Annotated in this window: 19 protein-coding genes; 11 read left to right on the top strand and 8 right to left on the bottom strand. The window is 69.8% G+C overall.

Annotated features, from left to right (window positions below):
- Positions 1–21: 21 nt before the first annotated feature.
- On the bottom strand, positions 22–726 hold the full coding sequence (locus ACQHIV_RS26055) for a YqeB family protein (RefSeq protein WP_427885979.1): 705 nt from the start codon (positions 724–726) through the stop codon (positions 22–24).
- A 64-nt stretch (positions 727–790) separates the two neighbouring features.
- Here ACQHIV_RS26055 and ACQHIV_RS26050 point away from each other — a divergent pair, with 64 nt between their 5' ends.
- Both ACQHIV_RS26050 and ACQHIV_RS26045 read left to right on the top strand, forming a co-directional pair.
- Positions 791–1,804: an ornithine cyclodeaminase family protein gene (locus ACQHIV_RS26050; protein ID WP_427885977.1), complete on the top strand. Its 1,014-nt coding sequence runs from the start codon at positions 791–793 to the stop codon at positions 1,802–1,804.
- The gene (locus ACQHIV_RS26045; protein WP_427885975.1) at positions 1,804–3,144 is read left to right on the top strand and encodes an aromatic amino acid lyase; all 1,341 of its coding nucleotides are present in this window, start codon (positions 1,804–1,806) and stop codon (positions 3,142–3,144) included. The genes ACQHIV_RS26050 and ACQHIV_RS26045 overlap by 1 nt, the downstream gene beginning before the upstream one ends.
- 23 nt (positions 3,145–3,167) lie before the next feature.
- Here the strand turns inward: ACQHIV_RS26045 and ACQHIV_RS26040 are convergent, their stop codons facing one another.
- Positions 3,168–4,082, bottom strand: a complete 915-nt coding sequence (locus ACQHIV_RS26040; protein ID WP_427885973.1) for an ABC transporter substrate-binding protein — start codon at positions 4,080–4,082, stop codon at positions 3,168–3,170.
- An 83-nt stretch (positions 4,083–4,165) separates the two neighbouring features.
- Between ACQHIV_RS26040 and ACQHIV_RS26035 the strand changes: the two genes are divergently transcribed.
- From ACQHIV_RS26035 to ACQHIV_RS26025, 3 genes are read left to right on the top strand one after another with little or no spacing between them, the layout of a single operon-like run.
- A complete protein-coding gene (locus tag ACQHIV_RS26035) occupies positions 4,166–4,468 on the top strand; it encodes an ArsR/SmtB family transcription factor (RefSeq protein WP_427885971.1) in 303 nt (100 codons plus the stop codon).
- Positions 4,465–4,938: an SRPBCC family protein gene (locus ACQHIV_RS26030; protein WP_427885969.1), complete on the top strand. Its 474-nt coding sequence runs from the start codon at positions 4,465–4,467 to the stop codon at positions 4,936–4,938. Before ACQHIV_RS26035 ends, ACQHIV_RS26030 begins: the two co-directional genes overlap by 4 nt.
- Positions 4,935–5,678, top strand: coding sequence for an SDR family NAD(P)-dependent oxidoreductase (locus ACQHIV_RS26025; protein WP_427885967.1), 744 nt, complete (start codon positions 4,935–4,937; stop codon positions 5,676–5,678). Before ACQHIV_RS26030 ends, ACQHIV_RS26025 begins: the two co-directional genes overlap by 4 nt.
- Here the strand turns inward: ACQHIV_RS26025 and ACQHIV_RS26020 are convergent.
- A complete protein-coding gene (locus ACQHIV_RS26020) occupies positions 5,671–6,621 on the bottom strand; it encodes an ornithine cyclodeaminase family protein (protein WP_427885966.1) in 951 nt (316 codons plus the stop codon). The two genes, ACQHIV_RS26025 and ACQHIV_RS26020, sit on opposite strands and share 8 nt — an antisense overlap.
- A complete protein-coding gene (locus ACQHIV_RS26015) occupies positions 6,621–7,199 on the bottom strand; it encodes a hypothetical protein (RefSeq protein ID WP_427885965.1) in 579 nt (192 codons plus the stop codon). Before ACQHIV_RS26015 ends, ACQHIV_RS26020 begins: the two co-directional genes overlap by 1 nt.
- Positions 7,200–7,271: 72 nt before the next feature.
- On the opposite strand from ACQHIV_RS26015, the gene ACQHIV_RS26010 reads away from it, so the two are divergent.
- On the top strand, positions 7,272–7,748 hold the full coding sequence (locus tag ACQHIV_RS26010; RefSeq protein WP_427885963.1) for a DUF1992 domain-containing protein: 477 nt from the start codon (positions 7,272–7,274) through the stop codon (positions 7,746–7,748).
- On the opposite strand, the gene ACQHIV_RS26005 is transcribed toward ACQHIV_RS26010, so the two are convergent.
- Complete coding sequence (locus ACQHIV_RS26005; RefSeq protein ID WP_427885962.1) at positions 7,741–9,831, bottom strand: thiamine pyrophosphate-dependent enzyme; 2,091 nt, start codon at positions 9,829–9,831, stop codon at positions 7,741–7,743. The genes ACQHIV_RS26010 and ACQHIV_RS26005 overlap by 8 nt on opposite strands.
- 145 nt (positions 9,832–9,976) lie before the next feature.
- On the opposite strand from ACQHIV_RS26005, the gene ACQHIV_RS26000 reads away from it, so the two are divergent.
- Complete coding sequence (locus ACQHIV_RS26000) at positions 9,977–10,639, top strand: hypothetical protein (RefSeq protein WP_427885960.1); 663 nt, start codon at positions 9,977–9,979, stop codon at positions 10,637–10,639.
- Between the two features lie 343 nt (positions 10,640–10,982).
- Here ACQHIV_RS26000 and ACQHIV_RS25995 read toward each other — a convergent pair whose 3' ends face one another.
- Positions 10,983–11,849 carry a hypothetical protein gene (locus ACQHIV_RS25995; RefSeq protein ID WP_427885958.1) on the bottom strand — a complete coding sequence of 289 codons (867 nt, stop codon included), beginning with the start codon at positions 11,847–11,849 and terminating at the stop codon, positions 10,983–10,985.
- Positions 11,850–11,936: 87 nt separating this feature from the next.
- On the bottom strand, positions 11,937–12,728 hold the full coding sequence (locus tag ACQHIV_RS25990; protein ID WP_427885957.1) for a sigma-70 family RNA polymerase sigma factor: 792 nt from the start codon (positions 12,726–12,728) through the stop codon (positions 11,937–11,939).
- A 169-nt stretch (positions 12,729–12,897) separates the two neighbouring features.
- Here ACQHIV_RS25990 and ACQHIV_RS25985 point away from each other — a divergent pair, with 169 nt between their 5' ends.
- Together ACQHIV_RS25985 and ACQHIV_RS25980 are read left to right on the top strand one after the other, a co-directional pair.
- Positions 12,898–13,608, top strand: coding sequence for an NIPSNAP family protein (locus ACQHIV_RS25985; protein WP_427885956.1), 711 nt, complete (start codon positions 12,898–12,900; stop codon positions 13,606–13,608).
- A 149-nt stretch (positions 13,609–13,757) separates the two neighbouring features.
- Positions 13,758–14,615: a serine protein kinase RIO gene (locus ACQHIV_RS25980; RefSeq protein ID WP_427885954.1), complete on the top strand. Its 858-nt coding sequence runs from the start codon at positions 13,758–13,760 to the stop codon at positions 14,613–14,615.
- Here ACQHIV_RS25980 and ACQHIV_RS25975 read toward each other — a convergent pair.
- On the bottom strand, positions 14,612–16,267 hold the full coding sequence (locus ACQHIV_RS25975) for an FAD-binding dehydrogenase (RefSeq protein WP_427885952.1): 1,656 nt from the start codon (positions 16,265–16,267) through the stop codon (positions 14,612–14,614). The genes ACQHIV_RS25980 and ACQHIV_RS25975 overlap by 4 nt on opposite strands.
- A gap of 164 nt (positions 16,268–16,431) precedes the next feature.
- Here ACQHIV_RS25975 and ACQHIV_RS25970 point away from each other — a divergent pair, with 164 nt between their 5' ends.
- Positions 16,432–17,646: an RNA-guided endonuclease InsQ/TnpB family protein gene (locus ACQHIV_RS25970; protein WP_427885950.1), complete on the top strand. Its 1,215-nt coding sequence runs from the start codon at positions 16,432–16,434 to the stop codon at positions 17,644–17,646.
- Between the two features lie 81 nt (positions 17,647–17,727).
- Positions 17,728–19,584: a DUF5107 domain-containing protein gene (locus ACQHIV_RS25965; RefSeq protein ID WP_427885948.1), complete on the top strand. Its 1,857-nt coding sequence runs from the start codon at positions 17,728–17,730 to the stop codon at positions 19,582–19,584.
- The last annotated feature ends 120 nt before the right edge of the window (positions 19,585–19,704 follow it).

The following is a 19,704-nucleotide window of genomic DNA, read 5'->3' as shown; positions in this document are numbered from 1 at the left end:
CCCCGCGCAGCGGGGGTGCCGCTAAACCCTCCAGTACTGCTTCTTGTCCTTGTCCTTCACGGTGTAGCCGAGGTTGGTGAGCTCGTCGCGGAGTTCGCGCAGGTCGGCCTTGCCCTTGTCGCCGTCGTCGAACGCCTTCGAGCGCACCTTGAGGATCGCGTGCACGGCCGGCGGCAGGTCCGGGTCGTCCTCGATCCAGCGCCGGAACTCGGCCTGGTGCGGATCCCCGGCCTCGGACCACGGATACCCGTGCGCACGGAACGCGGCCGCGATCTTCGGCGTCTCGGACTTGAACTGGTCATGCTTCTCACGAGCCAGCTCCCGCGAGCCCGCGTCCTGCAGCACGATCTCCTTGCCCTCCAGGAACGCCACCGACACCTTCTCGCGCGGCACCGTCACGGTCTTCTGGTGCTTCAGGAACTCGACCGACCGGTTGTCGATCGTCACCCGCAGCGTGTCGTCGAACGCCATCCCGGCCAGTACGACGCCGCCGACCAGCCCGACCACGACGCAGATCACCACGACCCACCAGCTGTCCCACGCGGCGATCAGCCGCAGCGGTCCCTGGAACGGCACCCACTCGTGCCCGCCGGCCCAGTGCGCGATCCGCGGCAGGAAGAAGCCGAGCACCAGCCCGACCAGCGGCAGCCCGCCGTACAGCAGCACCTTGTCACCGGTCGAGTGACCGATCACGGTGCTGTCCGGCGTACCTGTCGTCGACCCCATGCACCGAACGTAACGTGCACGCGCGAAACTTAAGTATCGAACGACGGCAACCGAAGGAGCCCGAGTGACCGACGGAATCTGGCTGCGCTTCCTCAGCGGACCGGACATCGACGAACTCGGCCTCACCCGGCTGGAGATCGTCGACGCGGTCGAGGACGCGGTCCGCGAACACGGTCTCGGGCGGACCGCGTTCGAGCCGCGCGTGCACCTCACCCCGGACAACGGCGGCATCGGCCATTTCAACATCCTCCGCGGGCACCTCGACGGGCTCGGCGAGCACGGGATCAGCGGCGTGAAGGTGGTCGGCGACTTCGTCCCGAACTACCTCAAGGGCCTGCCCAGCGAGCTCGCGATGGCGACGCTGTTCGACCCGGCCACCGGCGTACCGCTCGCGGTCCTCGACGCGACCATGATCACCGCGGCCCGGACCGGCGCGATGACGACCGTCGGCGCGCGGCACCTGGCCCGCCCGGACAGCAAGATCCTCGCGCACGCGGGCACCCGCGGTACGGCGTGGTGGAACGTGACGATGCTCGACGACCTGCTCGACCTCGACGAGATCCGGGTGACGTCCGCGCGGCCGGAGTCCCGGGAGAAGTTCGCCGCCGACCTCGCCGCCGAGCTGTCGACGCCGATCCGGGTCTGCGCGACCGCCGAGGAGGCCTTCGACGGCGCCGACGTCCTGGTCGAGGCCACCCGCCTCACCGAACCCGAACCACTCCTCCGCACGGCGGCGGTGCGGCCGGGGACGCTGACCGTACCGTACGGCACGGTGTCCGCCGTCGAGCTGGACCTGCTGGACGTGATGGACAAGGTGGTCGTCGACGACTGGCGGGAGGCGCAGTCGGGCCGGTTCGGATCACTCCGCCGCCACGTCGACACCGGCCGGTTGTCCCCGGACACGCTGTACGCCGAGATCGGCGAGATCGTCGCGGGCCGCAAACCCGGCCGCGAGAACGCCACGGAACGCACGCTGTTCTGGCACCGCGGCCTGTCCCTCCTGGACGTCGCGATCGCGCACCTGATCCTCCGCCGCGCCGAGGCCGCCGACGCCGGCACGATGCTCCGGTTCCACTGATGATCGACGAACCGGGCGACCTGGACCCGGCCAGTCCTGACCCCGTCGAGCTGTCACCCGCGCTCCTGGACCGCCTGGCCACCATCCGCACCGACGCCCTCAACACCCTCGAATCGGGCGACCCGGTGTACGGCGTGAACACCGGCATGGGCAACCTGAGCAAACGCCGTCTCACTACTGCGGAACAGAGCCGCCACCAACGCAACCTCCTCCGCGGCCGTGCGGTCGGCGGCCCACCCTGGCTGCCGCCGGACGAAGCCCGCGCTGTTCTGATCGGCCGGCTGCGCACGTTCCTCACCGGTGACGCGGCGGTGTCCGTCGGGCTGATCCACCAGTTGGTTGCCTTGATCAACAGCGGCCACCTACCGAACATCCCCGCCGAGGGTGCTGGATCGGCCGGCGAGATCATCCCGCTGGCGCATGCCTTCGCGTCCCTCGATCCCGGCCCGAAGGAAGGAATCGCCTTACTGGCAGGCATTCCCGGCGCGACCGGCCGCGCGGCGCTGGCCGCTGCCCGCGCGCATCAACTGGCCGACCGGCTGACGGCTGTGGGAGCGGCGGCGATCGCCGTGGTCGGTGCCAACCGCGATCCGTATCAACCCGCGGCCGGCCGCGGCGACGACATACTGACCGCCGAACTCTCCCGCCTCCGGGACCTCGCCGGCCCGGAGCCCGACCCGCGCAGCCTGCAGGCACCGGTCTCGTTCCGCGTCGCCGGACAGGTGGTCGCGCACGTACGGCGTACCCTCCGGCAACTCGACGACGCCGTCGAGCGCGCCTTCAACGGCGTCACGGACTCGCCCGCGTACCTGGACGGCGAGTTCGTCGGCACGGCAGGCTTCCACGGCCTCGACCTCACGGCGTACTGCGATCACCTGACCGCGGCCCTCGCCCACGCCGCCGAGGTCTCCACCGCGCGCCTGCACCGCCTCCTCGACCCCACCGTGACGGGTCTCCCGGCCCAACTCGCCCGCGACCCGGGACCGCAGGCCGGGCTGGTGGCCGTGCACAAACGCGCCGTCGCGATCACCCACCGGTTCCGCCGCCTGACGTTGCCCACGGCAATCAGTACGGCGGAGACGTCCAACGGCCAGGAGGACGTGCAGACGTTCTCGTGGGAGGCGGTCGGCAACCTCGGCGAGGCGATCCGCCTCACCCGCGAGACCACCGCCTGCGAACTCCTCGCCGTACGCCAGGCCTTCGCACTGTCCGCACGCCCCGTCCCACCGGGACTCCGGCCACTCTTCCGAGCCGTCGACGACGTCGTACCCCCGATCGACAACGACCGCCCGTTCGGCGAGGACCTGACCGCGATCCTCACCAACGTGCTGACGGGCTAGTTCGCGCCGGCGGACACGACCCGCTATCCACCCGTCCGCGACGCCGCCGAGTCGTGGCGAACGGCTCGCGCCCCTTTGTCGAGTCGTGAGGAAAGGCGCCAGAAACCAGCCGTAGTCCACGACTCGGCGGACAGGCACCGGTCGTGTCCAGATGGGTGGAGTTGTCCTAGCCCTTGGCGGTCAGCGCCTTCTTGAGCATCGGGATCAGTTGGGGGAGGGTCGTTGACGACGGCGGGATCGAGTTTGCCGGAGCTGTCCAGTGCGGCCATGAAGATCACGTCGGCGTTCAGCTTCGGGGTCAGCTCGGGCGAGATCTTCACGGAGAAGTCGCCGTTCTCCATCGCGTCGATCTGCGGGTTGGTCTTGAACCCGAGCGACGTCAGCAGCCGTATCCGCGGGTCGGACGGCAGCCACGCGTTCAGGCTGTTCGCCGAGTAGACGCCCGCGGTGATGACCTTGCCGGCGAACTCCGGGTTCGCCTTCGCGGCGTCGGTCACGAGCTTCTCGGTATCCCGCACGACCTGCTCGCCGGCCGTCGTCGTACCGGTCGCCTTCGCGATCTCGCGGACCTGGTCCTGCCACGGGACGCCGTACACGTTCTCGGTCCCGGCCGGCGCCGCGATCGTCGGAGCGATCGCGTTCAGGGTCTCGTACTCCAACTTGTCGTTGATCGTGTTCACGTACACGATCAGGTCCGGCTTCAGCGCCGCGATCTCCTCGTACTTCGGCTCCGACGCGGCGATCAGCTTCGGCGCCGGGCGGTCGCCGAGCGCGGACTTCACCCAGCCGCGCAGGTTCGGGTTCCCGAACCAGTCGGCGCCCGCCACCGGTACGACACCGAGCGCGATCGAGGCCTCCATGTCGCCGCCGCCGAGCGTCACCACCCGCTGCGGCCTGGTCTTGATCGTGGTCGAGCCGAACAGATGGTCGACCGTCACCGGGAATGCTCGCTTGACAGCTATGCCGATGGACGGCCATCCTTAACCACATGGTTTCAGAACCATCGGGTTATGAAGATGGGTTGACCGGTGTCTTCGGGGCGCTCGCCGATCCGACCCGGCGCGCGATTCTCACCCGGCTGAAGAGCGGTGACGCCACCGTTGCCGAGCTCGCGGCGCCGTTCAGCATGTCGCAGCCGGCCGTGTCCAAACACCTGAAGGTGCTCGAACAGGCGGGGCTGATCAGCCGCTCGCAACGGGCGACCGCCCGGCTCAGTCACCTCGAGGCCGAGCCGCTCCGGAGTGCGGTCGGCTGGCTGATGGACTACCGCGCCTACTGGACCGAGAGCTTCGACCGGCTCGACGACCTGCTGGAGGATCTGTGAAGGTCATCGCCGAGCCCGGCTCGCCGCAGATCGTCGTCATCCGCGAGTTCAACGCCCCACGGGAGCTGCTGTTCCGCGCGTACACCGAGCCCGACCTGGTGAAGCGCTGGCTCGGACCGGCCGGGCTCGAGCTTGTCGTCAACCAGCTCGACCCGCGCCACGGCGGCCGCTGGCGCTGGACGCACTACGACGCTGCTGGCAAGGGCTATGTCTTCCACGGGCTGTACCACGGTGAGCCGACCCCGGAACGGATCGTGCAGACGTACGAGTTCGACCAGGCACCCGGCACCGTCTACCTGAACCTGATCACCTTCGACGAGGCCGACGGGGTCACCACCCTCACCCAACGGACCGTGTTCTTCGCGGTCGAGGACCGGGACCTGTACGTCGACGGCGGCATGGAGCGCGGCATCCGCGCGTCGATGCGGCAACTCGCGGACCTCGTCACCGAACTGGAGCAAAACCCATGATGCTGAACGGAAAACACGCGATCGTGTACGGCGCGGCCGGCCCGATCGGCGGCGCTGTCGCGCGCGCGTTCGCCAAGGAGGGTGCCACCGTCCACGTGGCCGGCCGTACCGCCGAACCCCTCGACCGCCTGGCCGCCGAGATCCGCGCCGCGGGCGGCACCGCCGAGGTCGCGGTCGTCGACGTGCTCGACGAGCAGGCCGTCGACCGGCACGCCGCCGGACTCGACCGGATCGACATCTCGTTCAACCTGATCGGCCACAAGCAGTACTTCGGTACGCCGCTGGTCGACATGTCCCTCGCCGACGTCGAGGAGCCGGTGCGGAACATGCTGCGCACGTTCTACCTCACCTCTCGCGCGGCCGCCCGGCGGATGATCGAGCAACGCTCCGGCGTGATCCTGACCTTCGGCGGGTACGGCGACCCCGCGGCGAACCTGGGGGGATTCCAGGTCGGGTTCGGTGCCGTGGAGGCGCTCCGTCGCAGCCTCGCGCGCGAGCTCGGCCCGCACGGCGTCCGCGTCGTCACCCTGCAGACGAACGGCATTCCGGAGTCCAACCCGGACACCTACCCCGAGGACTTCCGTCGCGAGGTCGCCGCGCACACGGCCGCTCAGACCATGCTGAACCGCGCCGCAACCCTCGCCGACGTGGCGGCCGCGGCCACCTTCGCCGCCTCCGACCAGGCCGCTGCCTTCACCGGCACCGCCCTCAACCTGACCGCGGGCGCCGTCGTCAACTGAGGAAGTCGATCGCCTGTCCGTCGTGCTGTGCCGCCTGGAAGACGGGCCAGGCGATCGCGAGGTCCTGCCAGGGCAGCCCGACCGGTGCGTAGACGGTGACCTCGTCCGCCCGCCGCCCTTGCGCGGCTCCGGTCAGGACTTCGGTCAGCGTCGCGTGGATCGCATCGGCGGTGAGCCCAACGTTGCCCAAGGCCCCCATCTGGACGGCGAGCGTACGGTCGTCGACGATCACCCGCGCGGCGGACAGTAGGTCGGCCGACAACTCCACCTTGCCCGGCTCGTCGGCACCCAAGGTGGTCAGCTGCCGGCCCGGCTTCAGATCGGCCGCGGTGAGCAACGGCTCCCGCGACCAGGTGGCAAGGATGACGACGTCCGCAGCCGCGGCCACCTCCTGCGGACTGCCCACCGCAACCCCCGGAATCCCTTGCCCGGAAAGAAACTCGGCCGCCCGCCCGGGATCCAGATCCTGCACCACCAGCCGCCGCACCGGCCGAAGCGCGTCGAGCCCGGCCAGGGTCAGCTCAGCCTGGACCCCCGCCCCGACCACCCCGACCGTCCCACCGAGGTCGTCCCCGCCAGTGCCGGGCGTTTCCGCGAGCAGGTCTGTGGCGAGTGCTGCGGCGAGACCTGTGCGCCAGGCCGTGATCGTGGAGCTGTCCATCACCGCGAGGAGCGTTCCGTCTGCCAGATCGTGCAGGCAGACGACACCACGGAGTGCGGGCCTCGCGCCGGGGAACTTGGCGTTGACCTTCACCGTGTACGCCGGGATCCCCGGAATCAGTCCCGGCAGCAGCGCGGTCGCCGTACCGGGTCCGGGCAGGTCGGTCCGGACCCGCAGCGGCTCGATCGGGCTCGCCTGCCGGAATCCGTGCCGCAGCGCGGCCAGCACCGCGGGTACGTCGAGCACCCGCAGGATGTCCGACCGGGTCAGCAGTACGGTCATTAGGCAGGGGGCACCTTGTGGTCGGCGTACAGGTCGGGGATCGGGATCGGCATCCGCCAGAAGCGCGTGCCGGACTCGATCACGCCGTGCCGGACAGCCAGGTAGCGGAGCAGCCGGAGCGGGCCGGCGATCAGTACGAATGCCAGCGGGAGCTCGACCAGGAACGCGCTGAGCAGCGCCTGCGTCAGGTCGTCGCCGCGCTGGCTGGTCATCACGTCGACCCAGGCGTCGCAGATCAGCAGGACGCCGGACGCGAACGCGGTCGGGAACACGAACTGCTTGCGCTTCCAGCCGCCGATCGCGGTCAGCAGCAAGGTGGTCAGGAGCAGGATGTCGAACCCGACCCAGGTCGCGCCCCAGTTCCGGGCGACGTAGTGGTCCGGCAGGGTGAGCGCCAGGTACACGGTCCACGGGACCAGTACCGCGACACAGGCCATGATCAGCGCGGTCCGCCACTTGCGGATCCGCTCGATCGTCCGCCGGGACGGCAGCCCGCCCGGCCGCGGCACGAGCCGCAGGATCAACGCCCGCCGCTCCGCCGGCGTCATCGCCGCGATCTCTTCGTCGGTCAGCTGCACATCTCGAGTATGCCTTGTGATTGCATTCACAAACTAGTAGTCTGGGGTCAACTCCTAGGTGAGGTGCTGATCATGACCGAGCGCAAACCACCCGGCATGAAGACCCAGGACTGGGTCGAGGCTCAGCTCAAGCGTGCTGAGCAGGCGGGCGAGTTCGACAACCTGGCGCTGGCCGGGAAGCCGCTGGAACTGGCCGACGGGCACGACCCGGACTGGTGGGTGAAGGACTTCATCCGCCGGGAGAACATCGAGACCGACGCGCTGCTGCCGTCCGCGATGCAGCTCCGCAAGGAGAAGCAGCAGCTCCCGGAGAAGATCCGCGGGATGCGCCGCGAGTCCGAGGTCCGCGAGTACCTGACGGATCTGAACAACCGGATCCGGCTCGCGATCCGCGACACCAGCGGCCCTGTCGTCCCGACCGGCCCGGTGAACGAGGACGCGGTGATCGCCCAGTGGCGGATGGAACGCCCCACCCGCGAGCCGGCCACCCCGCGCCCGGCGCCGCCGAAGCCTGCGAAGAAGTCGCTCTGGCAGCGCCTGTTCAGCTGAGCAGTTCCCGCGCGGCTGCCTCGATGGTCTGCTCGCTGAGCAGTACGTCGTGCGCGGCCGCGCCCAGCGGGACGTACGAGTCGTAGCTCGTCACCCGCGCCAGCCGGCCGGCGTACCCGTGGTCGATCAGGGTGGCCAGGACGCCCTCGGACACCCCGCCCGACCGGCGGGTCTCGTCGGCGACCAGCACCTGCCCGGTGGCGTTCGCCTCGCGCAGCAGGTCCTCGACCGGCAGCGGCGCCAGCCAGCGCAGGTCGAGCACCCGGATCCCCGGCACCCGCGCGGCCACCCGGAGGCTCATCGGTACGCCGTTCCCGAACGTCACGATCGTCAGCCCGGTGCCGTCGCCGTACGTCCGGCCGCGCCCGATCTCGACCGGCGTACCGGCGTACGGCGCCAGCCACTGCTCGTCGCCGTCGGCGTACAGGTCCCGCCGGTGGTACAGCGCGATCGGCTCCAGGAACACGCTCACCGCGCCGGTCGCCCGGGCCGCGGCCGCGCACGCGTGCAGCATCCCGGCCGCGTCGTCCGGGCGGGACGGCGACGCGATCACGATCCCGGGAATGTCCCGCAGTACGCCGATCGCGTCGTCGTTGTGGAAGTGTCCGCCGAAGCCCTTCTGGTAGCCGTACCCGGCGATCCGCAGCAGCATCGGGTTCGCGTACTGCTCCTGCGAGAAGAACTTCAGCGACGCCGCCTCGCCGCGGAGCTGGTCCTCGGCGTTGTGCAGGTACGCGAGGTACTGGATCTCCGGGATCGGCAGCAGCCCGGACACGCCCGCGCCCAGCGCGAGACCGAGGATCGACTGCTCGTCGAGGAGCGTGTCGAACACGCGGGCCGGGCCGTACGCCTTCTGCAGCCCGCGCGTCACGCCGTACACCCCGCCCTTGCGGCCGACGTCCTCGCCGAAGACCATCGCCTCCGGGTAGGACCTGAGTACGTCGTTCAGCGCGCGGTTGATCGACTGGCTCAGGGTCAGGCGTTCGGCGGTCGGGGTGGGCCGGGGCAGGGCCTCGGCGACCGCGTCCGCGGGCGGGAAGCGCAGCGGTGCGGCGACGGCCTCGGCGGAGGTCAGCTGGGGGAGGCCCGCGACCTCGGCCGCGATCCGGAGCGCCTCCGCCTGCTTGTCGTCGTACAGCTCGATGATCTCGTCGGCCGAGTAGCCCGAGCCGAGCAGGTAGCGCGCCGTACCGAGCAGCGGGTCCAGCTCCTCGTCCGCGGCCAGCTCCGCGGCGGAGCGGTACGCCGTCTCCACGTCGGAGCCCGCGTGGCCGAGCAGCCGGACCGTGCGCAGGCGGAGGAACGCCGGGCGCCGGTTCCGCCGTACGAACGTCGCCGCCTCGGTCGCCATCGAGAGCGCCGCGTCCAGGTCGGTGCCGTCCGCGTCGAAGTACCGCAGGCCCGGGCGGGAGCCGTACGCCTGCCGGATCCAGCCGTCCGGGGTGCGCACGCTGATCCCGATCCCGTTGTCCTCGCAGACCAGCAGCAACGGCATCGGCAGGCCCTGGTACGACGCGTGCAGCGCGGCGTTGATCGCGCCGGTCGCGGTCGAGTGGTTCGCGGACGCGTCGCCGAAGCTGGTGACCACGATCGCGTCGTCGGGCCACGGGGACGGTACGCCGAGCTTGTGCGACCGGTTCAGCGAGAAGGCAACGCCCATCGCCCGCGGCAGGTGCGACGCGATCGTCGACGTCTGCGGGATCACCGACAGCTCGTGCCGGCCGAACACCTTGTGCCGGCCGCCCGCGATCGGCTCGCTGGTCGCCGCGGCGACGCCGAGCAGGATGTCCCGCAGTCCCTCCTTCGAGCCGCACTGTGCCGCGCGGGTCAGGTAGAACGCGCCGGAGCGATAGTGCAGCAGCGCCGGGTCGGTCGGTCGCAGGGCGGCGGCGACGGCCGCGTTCCCCTCGTGGCCGGCCGAGCCGATCGTGTAGAAGCCGGTGCCCTGGGACTGCATCCAACGGGCTGCCAGGTCCGCGTGCCGGCTGCCGAGCTGGGCGTCGTACAGGCCGCGGAGCAGCTCCGCGTCGTGCTCCCACGGGGCCGGGGCGAGGCCGCGGACGCGGTCGGCGAAGGTCCTCATTTCAACCATGATCCGGGAAGGTCTGTCCGATCACAGCAGCGACCACCAGTTGAACAGGTCACGCGGGGAACCGGGGCCAGGGGTTGTTCGTTCACCGGGCGAGGGGGACTCTGTGGGGTGTGGTGACGGTGAGTGAGCTGTGGTGATGCACCTTTCGCGGGTCGTGCGGCGGGTGGGAGTCGCGGCCGGCCTCGGAGTCGGGACCGCCGGCGCGATGGCCGGCGTGCTGCTGCTCGGGCCGTTGGCCGCGTCGATCCTGCTGGTCGTGGTGTTCGTGCTGGTCTGGCCGTTGGCCGCGGTGGTGCGGCACGTGACCGAGGAGGCGCCGTACGGTTCGGCGGCGCTGGTCGCGGCGACGGCGGCGGGCGCGGTGCTGTGCCTGCCCGGGTTGGTGCGGCTGCTCGCGTGGGGAGCACTCGGTGTGACGGCGGGGCTGATTCTCGCGGTGGTGTTCGTGCTGATCGATCTCGTCGTACCGGATCGTGAGGTGCACTGGCAGTCGCCGCGGAAGGCGCGCCGGCGGCGGAACCTGGAGCGGTTGACCGACGCCCAGCTCGCCGAGGACGAGAAGCTGATCGCGTCGCTGCAGTGCCCGCTGTCGATCGCCGAGCTGTGCGGCGTCTGGTCCGAGACCGCGACCCAACTGGCCCACGGCGCCGGCCCCCGCGACCGCCAGGCGGTCGCCGAAGTCCGCCGCATCTGCCTCGACGAGTTCGAACGCCGCAACCCCACCGGCTTCCACCGCTGGCTCGACGCCGGCGCCCCCGCCAACCCCAGCCGCTACCTCCTCCCCATCCCCGGCGAGTAACCCCGCCCCACCACGACCGCGCCCCGCCCACCACGCGCACCCCGCCCCCCACCACGGGCGCACCCCGCCCCGCCACGGCGCACCCCCGCGCCGCATGCGCGGACCACCCCGCGCCCGGCGGGCGCCCCCGCGCAGCATGTGCGGACCACCCTGCGCCTGGCGGGCGCCCCCGCGCAGCATGTGCGGACCACCCTGCGCCTGGCGGGCGCCCCCGCGCAGCATGTGCGGACCACCCTGCGCCTGGCGGGCGCCCCCGCGCCGCATGTGCGGACCACCCTGCGCCTGGCGGGCGCCCCCGCGCCGCATGCGCGGACCACCCCGCGCCCGGCGGGCGCCTCCGCGCTTACAGCCGGTTGTAGTGTTTGCGGGCTTCGCGGCTGTGTTTCTGGGCGTCTCGTGCTGTGCGGCGGGCCTCGTCCAGTTCGGCGCCCAGTTTGTGGACCAGCGCCTGCGCCTCGGAGAGGGCGTCTCGGGCGTCGTCCAGTTGTTTGTCGAGGTCCTCCACCTTTGCTTCGGCTTCCTGCGCCGCCGTGACTGCCTCCTCGAACGCCCGCTTGGCCTCCGCCTTCGCGGCCGCCTCGCGTTCCTCCTGCTCGCGCCGCGCCCGCTCCTCCTCCTGCTTCTCGACCGAGACCTCCTCGGCCTCCTCAGCCTGCCGAGCCGCCCGCCGTTCCCGTGCGGCCTGCCGGCGCTCGTCCGTCAACGGCGTGACGTTCGACGGCTCCCCATTCTCGTCCACCACCCCGAACCCGACGTGCCGCAACGCACTGCTCAACCGCCCCTCACGAACGGCGTCACCCGCCGCGGGGTCGATCAACGCGGCGTCCAGCGTCTCGCGCAGCTTCGTGGCGACGTCGGGGCTGAGCTTCTGCCCCCGGTCGCCCGCCAGCCGGGCCGCCTCCTTCGCGAGCTGGTCGAGCACCTGGTGACGCCTCGGAGTGAGCTCGCGGAGCCGATCACCGTCGAGGTCCGCCGTCGCCTCCCGGAACTCGTCCCCGAGCGCCAGCAGATCGTCGAGCTGGTCCGGCAGCTCCCGCGCCACCAGATTCGCGATCCAGGCCGCGACCGTCGGCTTGCGCAGCGCCATCAGCCGGGTCGACCCGAGCGGGTCACCGGCAGCCTTCAGCTGCTTGGCCAGCTCGTTGCGAGTAGCAATGAAGTCGGCCGCCGGCGCCGCGTACACCGCGTCCGCCGCCTCCTCGAAGTCCACACCCGCGACGCTACCGCACCGAAGAACGGGTAGTACCCGCCTCGCGCGCTCCTCACCCCGCCTGAAGCAGCCTGGAAAACCCGACCACTACCCGTTCTTCGGTACGGCCTCCGCCAGATCGGAGCGAAGCGTCTCCAAGATCCCGCGCAGCAGCCGGGACACCTGCATCTGGCTGACACCGAGCTCGTGCCCGATCTCCTCCTGGGTGAACCCGTTGCAGAACCGCAACTGCAGGATCCGCTTGTCCCGGTCGCCCAGATTCGCCACCGCCGGCGTCAGCCGGTGCACGTCCTCGACCAGGTCGTACCCGGCCTCGGCGTCCGCGACCATCTCCAGCAGACTCGTCCCACCCTCCGCCGAACCGGGCGCGTCGAGCGACAGCGTGCTGAAGCACCCGCGCACCGACGCGGCCTCCGCGACCTCGGCCGGATCGGTGCCGAGCGCCTCCGCGGTCTCCTGGTCGCTCGGCACATGACCGAGCCGCTGGATCAGCTCCGGCTCGGCGGCCGCGATACTGCCCTGCATCTCCTGCACCCGCCGCGGCGGGCGGATCGTCCACGCACAGTCGCGGAAGTACCGCTTCAGCTCGCCGCGGATCGTCGGTACGGCGTACGAGAGGAACGCCGTCTCCGCCGCCAGCCGGTACCCGTTGGCGGCCTTCACCAGGCCGAGGTACGCGACCTGTTCGAGGTCGTCGGCGTCGACGCCCTTGCTGCGGTAGCGGGAGGCGATCGAACGGGCCACCGGCGCGTTCAGCATCACCACTTGGTCGAGACAGGCCTGATGCCGCGGGTCGGGTACGCTGTCCGCCTCGAGCAACAGCTCGTGCGTCGCGTCGGCGATCGTCTGCTTGGACTCTTCGGTTGCTGCGATCGTCACGGGAGATACCTCGTCGTGTCGTCGTGCACTTCCCAGTGGCAGGGGGCTCAACCACCTGACTCCACCAGACCAAACTCGCGGTGCGAGTTCAAGTACTGGGCTGTTACGGGTGTTTCAAACGACTGTGGCCTGACAGTAACTGTCAGGTTTCGGTGGTTGGGTGCTCACCATGAACGAGTGCTGCGCCGTTGCCGACCTACGCCAGTACACGCTGCATCCCGGGCAGCGTGACACCTTGATCGAGCTGTTCGACACGTACTTCGTCGACGGGCAGGAAGCGACCGGGATGCACATCGCCGGCCAGTTCCGTGACCTCGACGACCCGGACCGGTTCGTCTGGATCCGCGGCTTCCGGGATCTGCCCGCGCGGGCGGACGCGCTGAACGCCTTCTATTACGGCCCGGTCTGGCGCGCGCACTCGGCGGCTGCGAACGCGACGATGGTCGACTCGGACAACGCCCTGCTGCTGAAACCGGTCCGGCTCGGCCCGTCGTACCCGGCGCTCGACGCCCCTCGGTCCGGCGACACGGACGCGGTGATCGCCGGTGCGGTGCACCATCGCGGCGCCGCGGACGACGGGTTCGTCGAGTACTTCGAGGACCACGTCGTACCGGTGCTGACCGCGACCGGGGCCGAGCCGGTCGCGGTGTTCGAGTCGTTGGTTGCCGAGAACAACTTTCCGCAGTTGCCGTTGCGGGACGAGGTGGTGCTCGCGTGGTTCGCCCGGTTCCCCGGGATCGCGGCGTACGACGAACACCGCCGGCAACTGGCCGCGTCGCGGGTCTGGCAGCAGCAGGTGCTGCCCGAGCTGGTCTGCCGGTCCACGAAACCGATGCAGGAACTCAGGCTGAGCCCGACCGCGCGATCCCAGTTCCGGTAAATACGTTGCGGAGCCCGCGCCGGGCGGGCATCCTGGGTTGGCCGAGCGGCGACGAGCGCTGCCTGGACCTGAGGAGGGCTGACGGATGGCCATCACTGTGCTGCGGCATGTCCGCGTCAGTATCTCTTCTTCGTTCAGGAGCATCCCCGTTGTCTTTTCCCGAGTACGAACTCACCGATAACTCCTTCACCTTCCAGTTCCAGTCGATCGACGAGAACCTGGGGCCGGACCAGCGGTGGTCCACCTGGCTGGACGTCGAGCGCGGCTCTCGCGGCCCGGAACCACGACCCGATTGGGTCGTGACGGAACAGGCCGCGATCGATACCGAGCTCGGCGTCCTCAAAACCGGTAAGGAAGCCGACGTCTTCCTCGTTGAACGGGCCGTCGAAGCCATCGGCGACAACCCGGCGAAGTCCTCGTTGCTGGCCGCGAAGCGGTACCGCACCGAGGAGCACCGGTCCTTCCACCGCAGTACGTCGTACGTCGAAGGCCGGCGGACGCGGAACAGCCGCGACAGCCGGGCGATGGCGAAGAAGTCCGCGCACGGGCGCAGCGTCGCGGCCGGCGGCTGGGCGTACGCCGAGTGGGAGGCCCTCAACCGGCTGTGGACGGCCGGCGTCCCGGTGCCGTACCCCGTACAGGTGGACGGCACCGAGCTCCTGATGGAGTTCATCGACGACGGCCAGGGCGGCGCCGCCCCACGGCTCGCCCAGGTCCGGCCGCCGAAGGACCTGCTCGAGGTCTACTTCGAGCAGCTCCGCAACGGCATGCGCGAGCTGGCCCGCGCGGGCCTGGCACACGGCGACCTCTCGCCGTACAACGTCCTCGCCCAGGCCGACCGCATCGTGATGATCGACCTCCCCCAGGTCGTCGACATCGTCGGCAACCCGAAAGGCATGGACTTCCTGCTCCGCGACTGCCACAACATGGCAACCTGGTTCACCAACCGAGGCCTAGAAACCGACGAACAAGAACTGTTCGCCGACCTCCTCACGATGGTGTTCTAGGAAAGGGCTGCGGCGGCGGCGCGGCCTGCGGTGCGGCCGGTGAAGAGGCAGCCGCCGACGAAGGTGCCTTCGAGGGAGCGGTAGCCGTGGATGCCGCCGCCGCCGAAGCCGGCTACCTCGCCGGCTGCGTAGAGGCCGGGCAGCGGGGTGCCGTCGGTGCGTAGTACGCGGGAGTCCAGGTCGGTCTGCAGGCCGCCGAGCGACTTGCGGGTGAGGATGTTCAGCCGTACGGCGATCAGCGGGCCGGCCTTCGGGTCGAGGATGCGGTGCGGGGGCGCGACCCGGATCAGCTTGTCGCCGCGGTAGTTCCGGGCGCCGCGGAGCGCGGTCACCTGCAGGTCCTTCGTGAACGTGTTGGTCAGCTCCCGGTCCCGGGCCAGGATCTGCCGCTCCAGGTCGTCGAGGTCGATCAGGTGCTCGCCGGTCAGGTCGTTCATCCCCCGGACCAGGTCCGGAAGGTTGCCGCGGACAACGAAGTCCTCGCCCTTGTCCATGAACGCCCGTACCGGCGGCGTCGCCCCACCGCGGGCCCGGCCGAGCACGCCCTTGACGTCCTTGTTGGTCAGGTCCGGGTTCTGCTCCTGGCCGGAGAGCGCGAACTCCTTCTCGATGATCTTCTGGGTCAGTACGAACCACGTGTAGTCGTACCCGGTCCGCATGATGTGCTCGAGCGTCCCGAGCGTGTCGAACCCGGGGAACAACGGCACCGGCAGCCGCTTGCCGGTGGCATCGAACCAGAGCGACGACGGGCCGGGCAGGATCCGGATCCCGTGCAGCGGCCAGATCGGGTCCCAGTTCTGGATGCCCTCGGTGTAGTGCCACATCCGGTCCCGGTTCACGTACCGGCCGCCGGCCCGCTCGGTGATCGCCAGCATCCGGCCGTCGACGTGCGCCGGTACGCCGCTGATCATCCGCCGTGGCGGTTCGCCCATCCGTTTCGGCCACTGCGCGCGGACCAGGTCGTGGTTGCCGCCGATCCCGCCGGACGTGACGATCACGGCCTGCGCGGTCAACTGGAAGTCCTCGACCTCGACCCGCGAGCTCGACACCCCGCGGGCGACGTCGCTCGGCTCGAGCACTTTGCCGGCCACGCCGTCGACCACCCCGCCCGTCACGGTCAGTTCGTCGACGCGGTGCCGGAACCGGAACTCGACCAGCCCGTTGGCGACCGCCTCGCGCACCCGGCGCTCGAACGGCGCGACCAGCCCCGGCCCGGTGCCCCAGGTGATGTGGAACCGCGGTACGGAGTTCCCGTGGCCGTCGGCGTGGTACCCGCCGCGCTCGGCCCAGCCGACCACGGGGAAGAACCGGACGCCCTGCGCGTGCAGCCACGGACGCTTCTCGCCGGCGGCCCAGTCGACGTACGCCTCGGCCCACTGCCGGGCCCACTTGTCCTCGTCGTCCAGCCGGTCGAACCCGGCCGACCCGAGCCAGTCCTGCAGCGCGAGGTCGTGGGAGTCCTTGATCCCCATCCGGCGCTGCTCGGGCGAGTCCACGAACATCAGCCCGCCGAACGACCAGAACGCCTGACCCCCGAGCGACGCCTCCGGTTCCTGGTCGAGCAGCAGCACCTTCCGGCCCGCATCGGCCAGCTCCGCGGTCGCCGCCAGCCCGGCCAGCCCCGCCCCGACGACGATCACATCAGCGCCCATTGGACTTCGGTGAGGGGATCCGCTGCTTTCTGCCGGGGAATTGTGGCCGCAGCTCCGCTGCTGATCATCCTCACCACCTCCTCTCCACTACTAGATACGTCCTGTGTGTATAACAGTGACGTGACTGTGAGACGGAAGGACACGGGGCGGCGGCACATCGCGCTGTGGGAGAGGCCGCGGAGGAAGTGATCCGGGCCTACAAGTTCCTGCTCCGCCCCACCAGCCGTCAAGAGCAGGCCCTTACAGAGATGCTGCGAGACCACTGCGCCCTGTACAACGCCGCCCTCCAGGAGCGCCGCGACGCCTACCGGCACGTGTCCAAGACGCGGGTCCGGTACGGAGATCAGTCCGCTCAGTTGAAGCACATCCGCGCCGAGGTCATCGAGCAAGCGCGGTGGTCGTTCTCGTCCCAGCAAGCCACGCTGCGCCGTCTCGACAAGGCTTTCCAGGCGTTCCTCCGACGGGTGAAGGCCGGACAGGCGCCTGGCTATCCACGATTCCGTGGAGTAGGCCGGTTCGACACGGTGGAGTTCCCGAAGGATGGCGATGGGTGTCGTTGGGATTCCAGCCCAGAAGGCCCACAGACTCGCGTCCGGCTGCAGGGTGTCGGTCATGTCCGTGTCCACCAGCACCGCGCCGTCAAGGGCCTGGTCAAGACCGTCTCGGTAAAACGAGAGGGTCGCCGATGGTATGTCGTCGTGGTCTGCGACCAGGTGCCCGCTGAGCCGTTGCCGGTCACCGGCAGCATCGTCGGTATTGATGTTGGCGTGGTGCACTTCTACACCGATTCCAGCGGCCACCACGAACCAAACCCGCGTCCTGGAAACGCCGCCGAGGCCGCCCTGATGGAGGCGCACAGGTACCTCTCGACGTTTCCTCGACGGTCCCGTTCCAAGCGTCGCCGCGCCGCAGCGCGGAAGGTGGCGAAGCTGCACCGCAAGGTCCAGCGACAACGGCTCGACTTCCACCACAAGGCCGCGCTCGCGCTGGTCCGTGGACACGATGTCATCGCTCACGAGTCGCTGAACATCGCCGGGATGACAAAGGTCCCCAAACCGAAGGCCGACGAGTCCGGAGGTTTCCTTCCCAACGGCGCAGCGGCGAAAGGTGGACTGAACAAAAGCATTCTCGATGCGGCGTGGTCGCAGTTCCTGAGCATCCTGGCGAACAAGGCTGAGAGAGCCGGACGCCAGGTGGTCCCAGTGAACGCGGCCAATACGTCTCGGACGTGCCCGGAATGTGGGCACTGCTCCAAAGACAACCGCCTCACCCAAGCCGACTTCCGTTGCGCGTCCTGCGGGTACGCGGCCAACGCGGACTATGTCGGCGCTTTGAACATCCTCAACAGGGCCGGGCTGGCCCTCTGCGATGTGGCCTAGCCGCTGACACAGGAAGCCTGCGGCTTCGGTCGTGGGCGGAGTCACGTCGACCATGTATAGCGCACTTGCGAAGATACGTCTGTGACGACTCTTTCTGCGCAAAACCTCGTGATTCCTGCAGCTTCGCTCGGTCCGGAGAACCCGCTGGCGCCACTGCGCACGCAGCGCGAGGTGCACCACGTGGAGAACATCGCCGAGCTCCCCGCCGACCTGCGGGCCAACATCGAGTACGGCGGCCTGCACAGCCCGCTGCCGTGCCTGAACCAGGACGCGTACGACCGCACGCTCGTCGAGACGCCGCTGCCCGCGCTCGTGCTGGAGAACGACCACGTCCGCGCGACCGTCCTGCCGAGCCTCGGCGGCCGGCTGTATTCGCTCGTCCACGACGGGACCGAACTGCTCTACCGCAACCCGGTGTTCCAGCCCGCGAACCTCGCGCTGCGCAACGCCTGGTTCGCCGGCGGGGTGGAGTGGAACGTCGGCAGCACCGGGCACTGGACCGGGACGTGCGCGCCGATGCACGCGGCCCGGGTCGACGGGCCGGACGGTACGCCGGTGCTCCGACTCTGGGAGCTCGAACGGACCCGGAACCTCGTCACCCAGCTCGACTTCTGGCTGCCCGAGGACTCGGAGTTCCTGTACGTCGGCGTGCGCCTGCAGAACCCGTCCGACGCCGACGTCCCGGCGTACTGGTGGTCGAACATCGCCGTACCGCAGTCGCCCGACCGGCGGGTGCTGGTGCCGGCGGAGCAGGCGTGGCAGTTCGGGTACGGGAGCCGGCTGGACCTGGTGGACGTGACGACGGACCTGACGTACCCGATCCGGCATCCGCGGGCCATCGACTACTTCTTCGAGCCGCTGGCGGGGGAGGCGTCGTGGATCGCGTCCGTCGATGGTCAGGGTGTCGGGCTGGTGCAGGCCTCCACCGAACGGCTGCGGGGGCGGAAGCTGTTTGTGTGGGGGCAGGGGGACGGTGGACGGCGGTGGCAGGAGTGGCTCGCGCCTGGGCTGAGCGGTGATGGGTACGCGGAGATTCAGGCTGGGTTGGCTCGGACGCAGATGGAGCATTTGCGGCTGCCTGCACACACCTCTTGGCACTGGCTTGAGGCGTACGGATGTCTGTCGATGGACGGCGACGTTGCGCACTCCCAGGACTGGAAGACAGCGCGGGACGGTGGGGCGGCTGCGTTGGGTCCGTTGCTGGGGGAGTTGGCAGGGCGGGAGCGGGAGTGGCTGCGAGTTGTCGATGCAGTGCCGGTGGAGCGGTTGGCGTTGGGGTCTGGGTGGGGTGCGTTGGAGTTGAAGCGGACCGGTTGGACTGTGTCGGCGGGTACGCCGTTCAGCGAGGACACCCTGACGGCCAGGGAGTCGGCCTGGCTGCCGTTGCTGGACGGGCAGTTGCCGGCGGACAACGACGTACCGGACGGGACCCTGGTTGCGTGGCGGGACCTGTTGGAGGCGGCCGAGGACAACTGGCTCGTTTGGTACCACCGGGGCGTGGCGAGGCACTACGACGGTGATGTGGACAGGGCCGTCGAGGCGTGGCGCCGGTCCGGGGACAACGCCTGGGCTCTACGCAACCTCGGTGTAGTTACGGGCGAGTTGGATTACTACGAGCGTGCTGTCGAGCTACAGCCCCAGTTGGTGCCGTTGGTGGTGGAGGCGGTCGCGGCCGCGCTCGACTCCGACGTACCGCGGGCGGAGCGGATGCTGGCGGCGGCCCCCGACGACCCGCGGGTGCAGCTGCTCCGGGTACGGCACGCGCTGGAGACGGGAAATCCGGCGAAAGCCCATGAATTGCTGGCCGCCGGGATCCAGCTGGCCACCGTCCGGGAGGGTGCGAACCCGCTCACCGAGTACTGGCTGGCCGCGGAGGAGGCGCTTGGCACGCAGCGGCCAGTACCGCCGCAGTACCAGTTCGGAATGGGCGAAAACTGACAACTACAGGTCAACTCTACCTCTAGAAACACCGCTCCACCGGACTCTACTATGGTCCTGTAGACGAAAAAGTGATCCTGTAAAAGTTTCGTGAAGTTACACGGAACCAAGTGGAGTCCG

It is taken from the genome of Kribbella polygonati, assembly GCF_050320105.1.
In the GTDB taxonomy this organism is placed as follows: domain Bacteria; phylum Actinomycetota; class Actinomycetes; order Propionibacteriales; family Kribbellaceae; genus Kribbella.
Note: the sequence above shows the minus strand (reverse complement) of the source record. Positions and strands in the feature narration are given on the sequence as shown.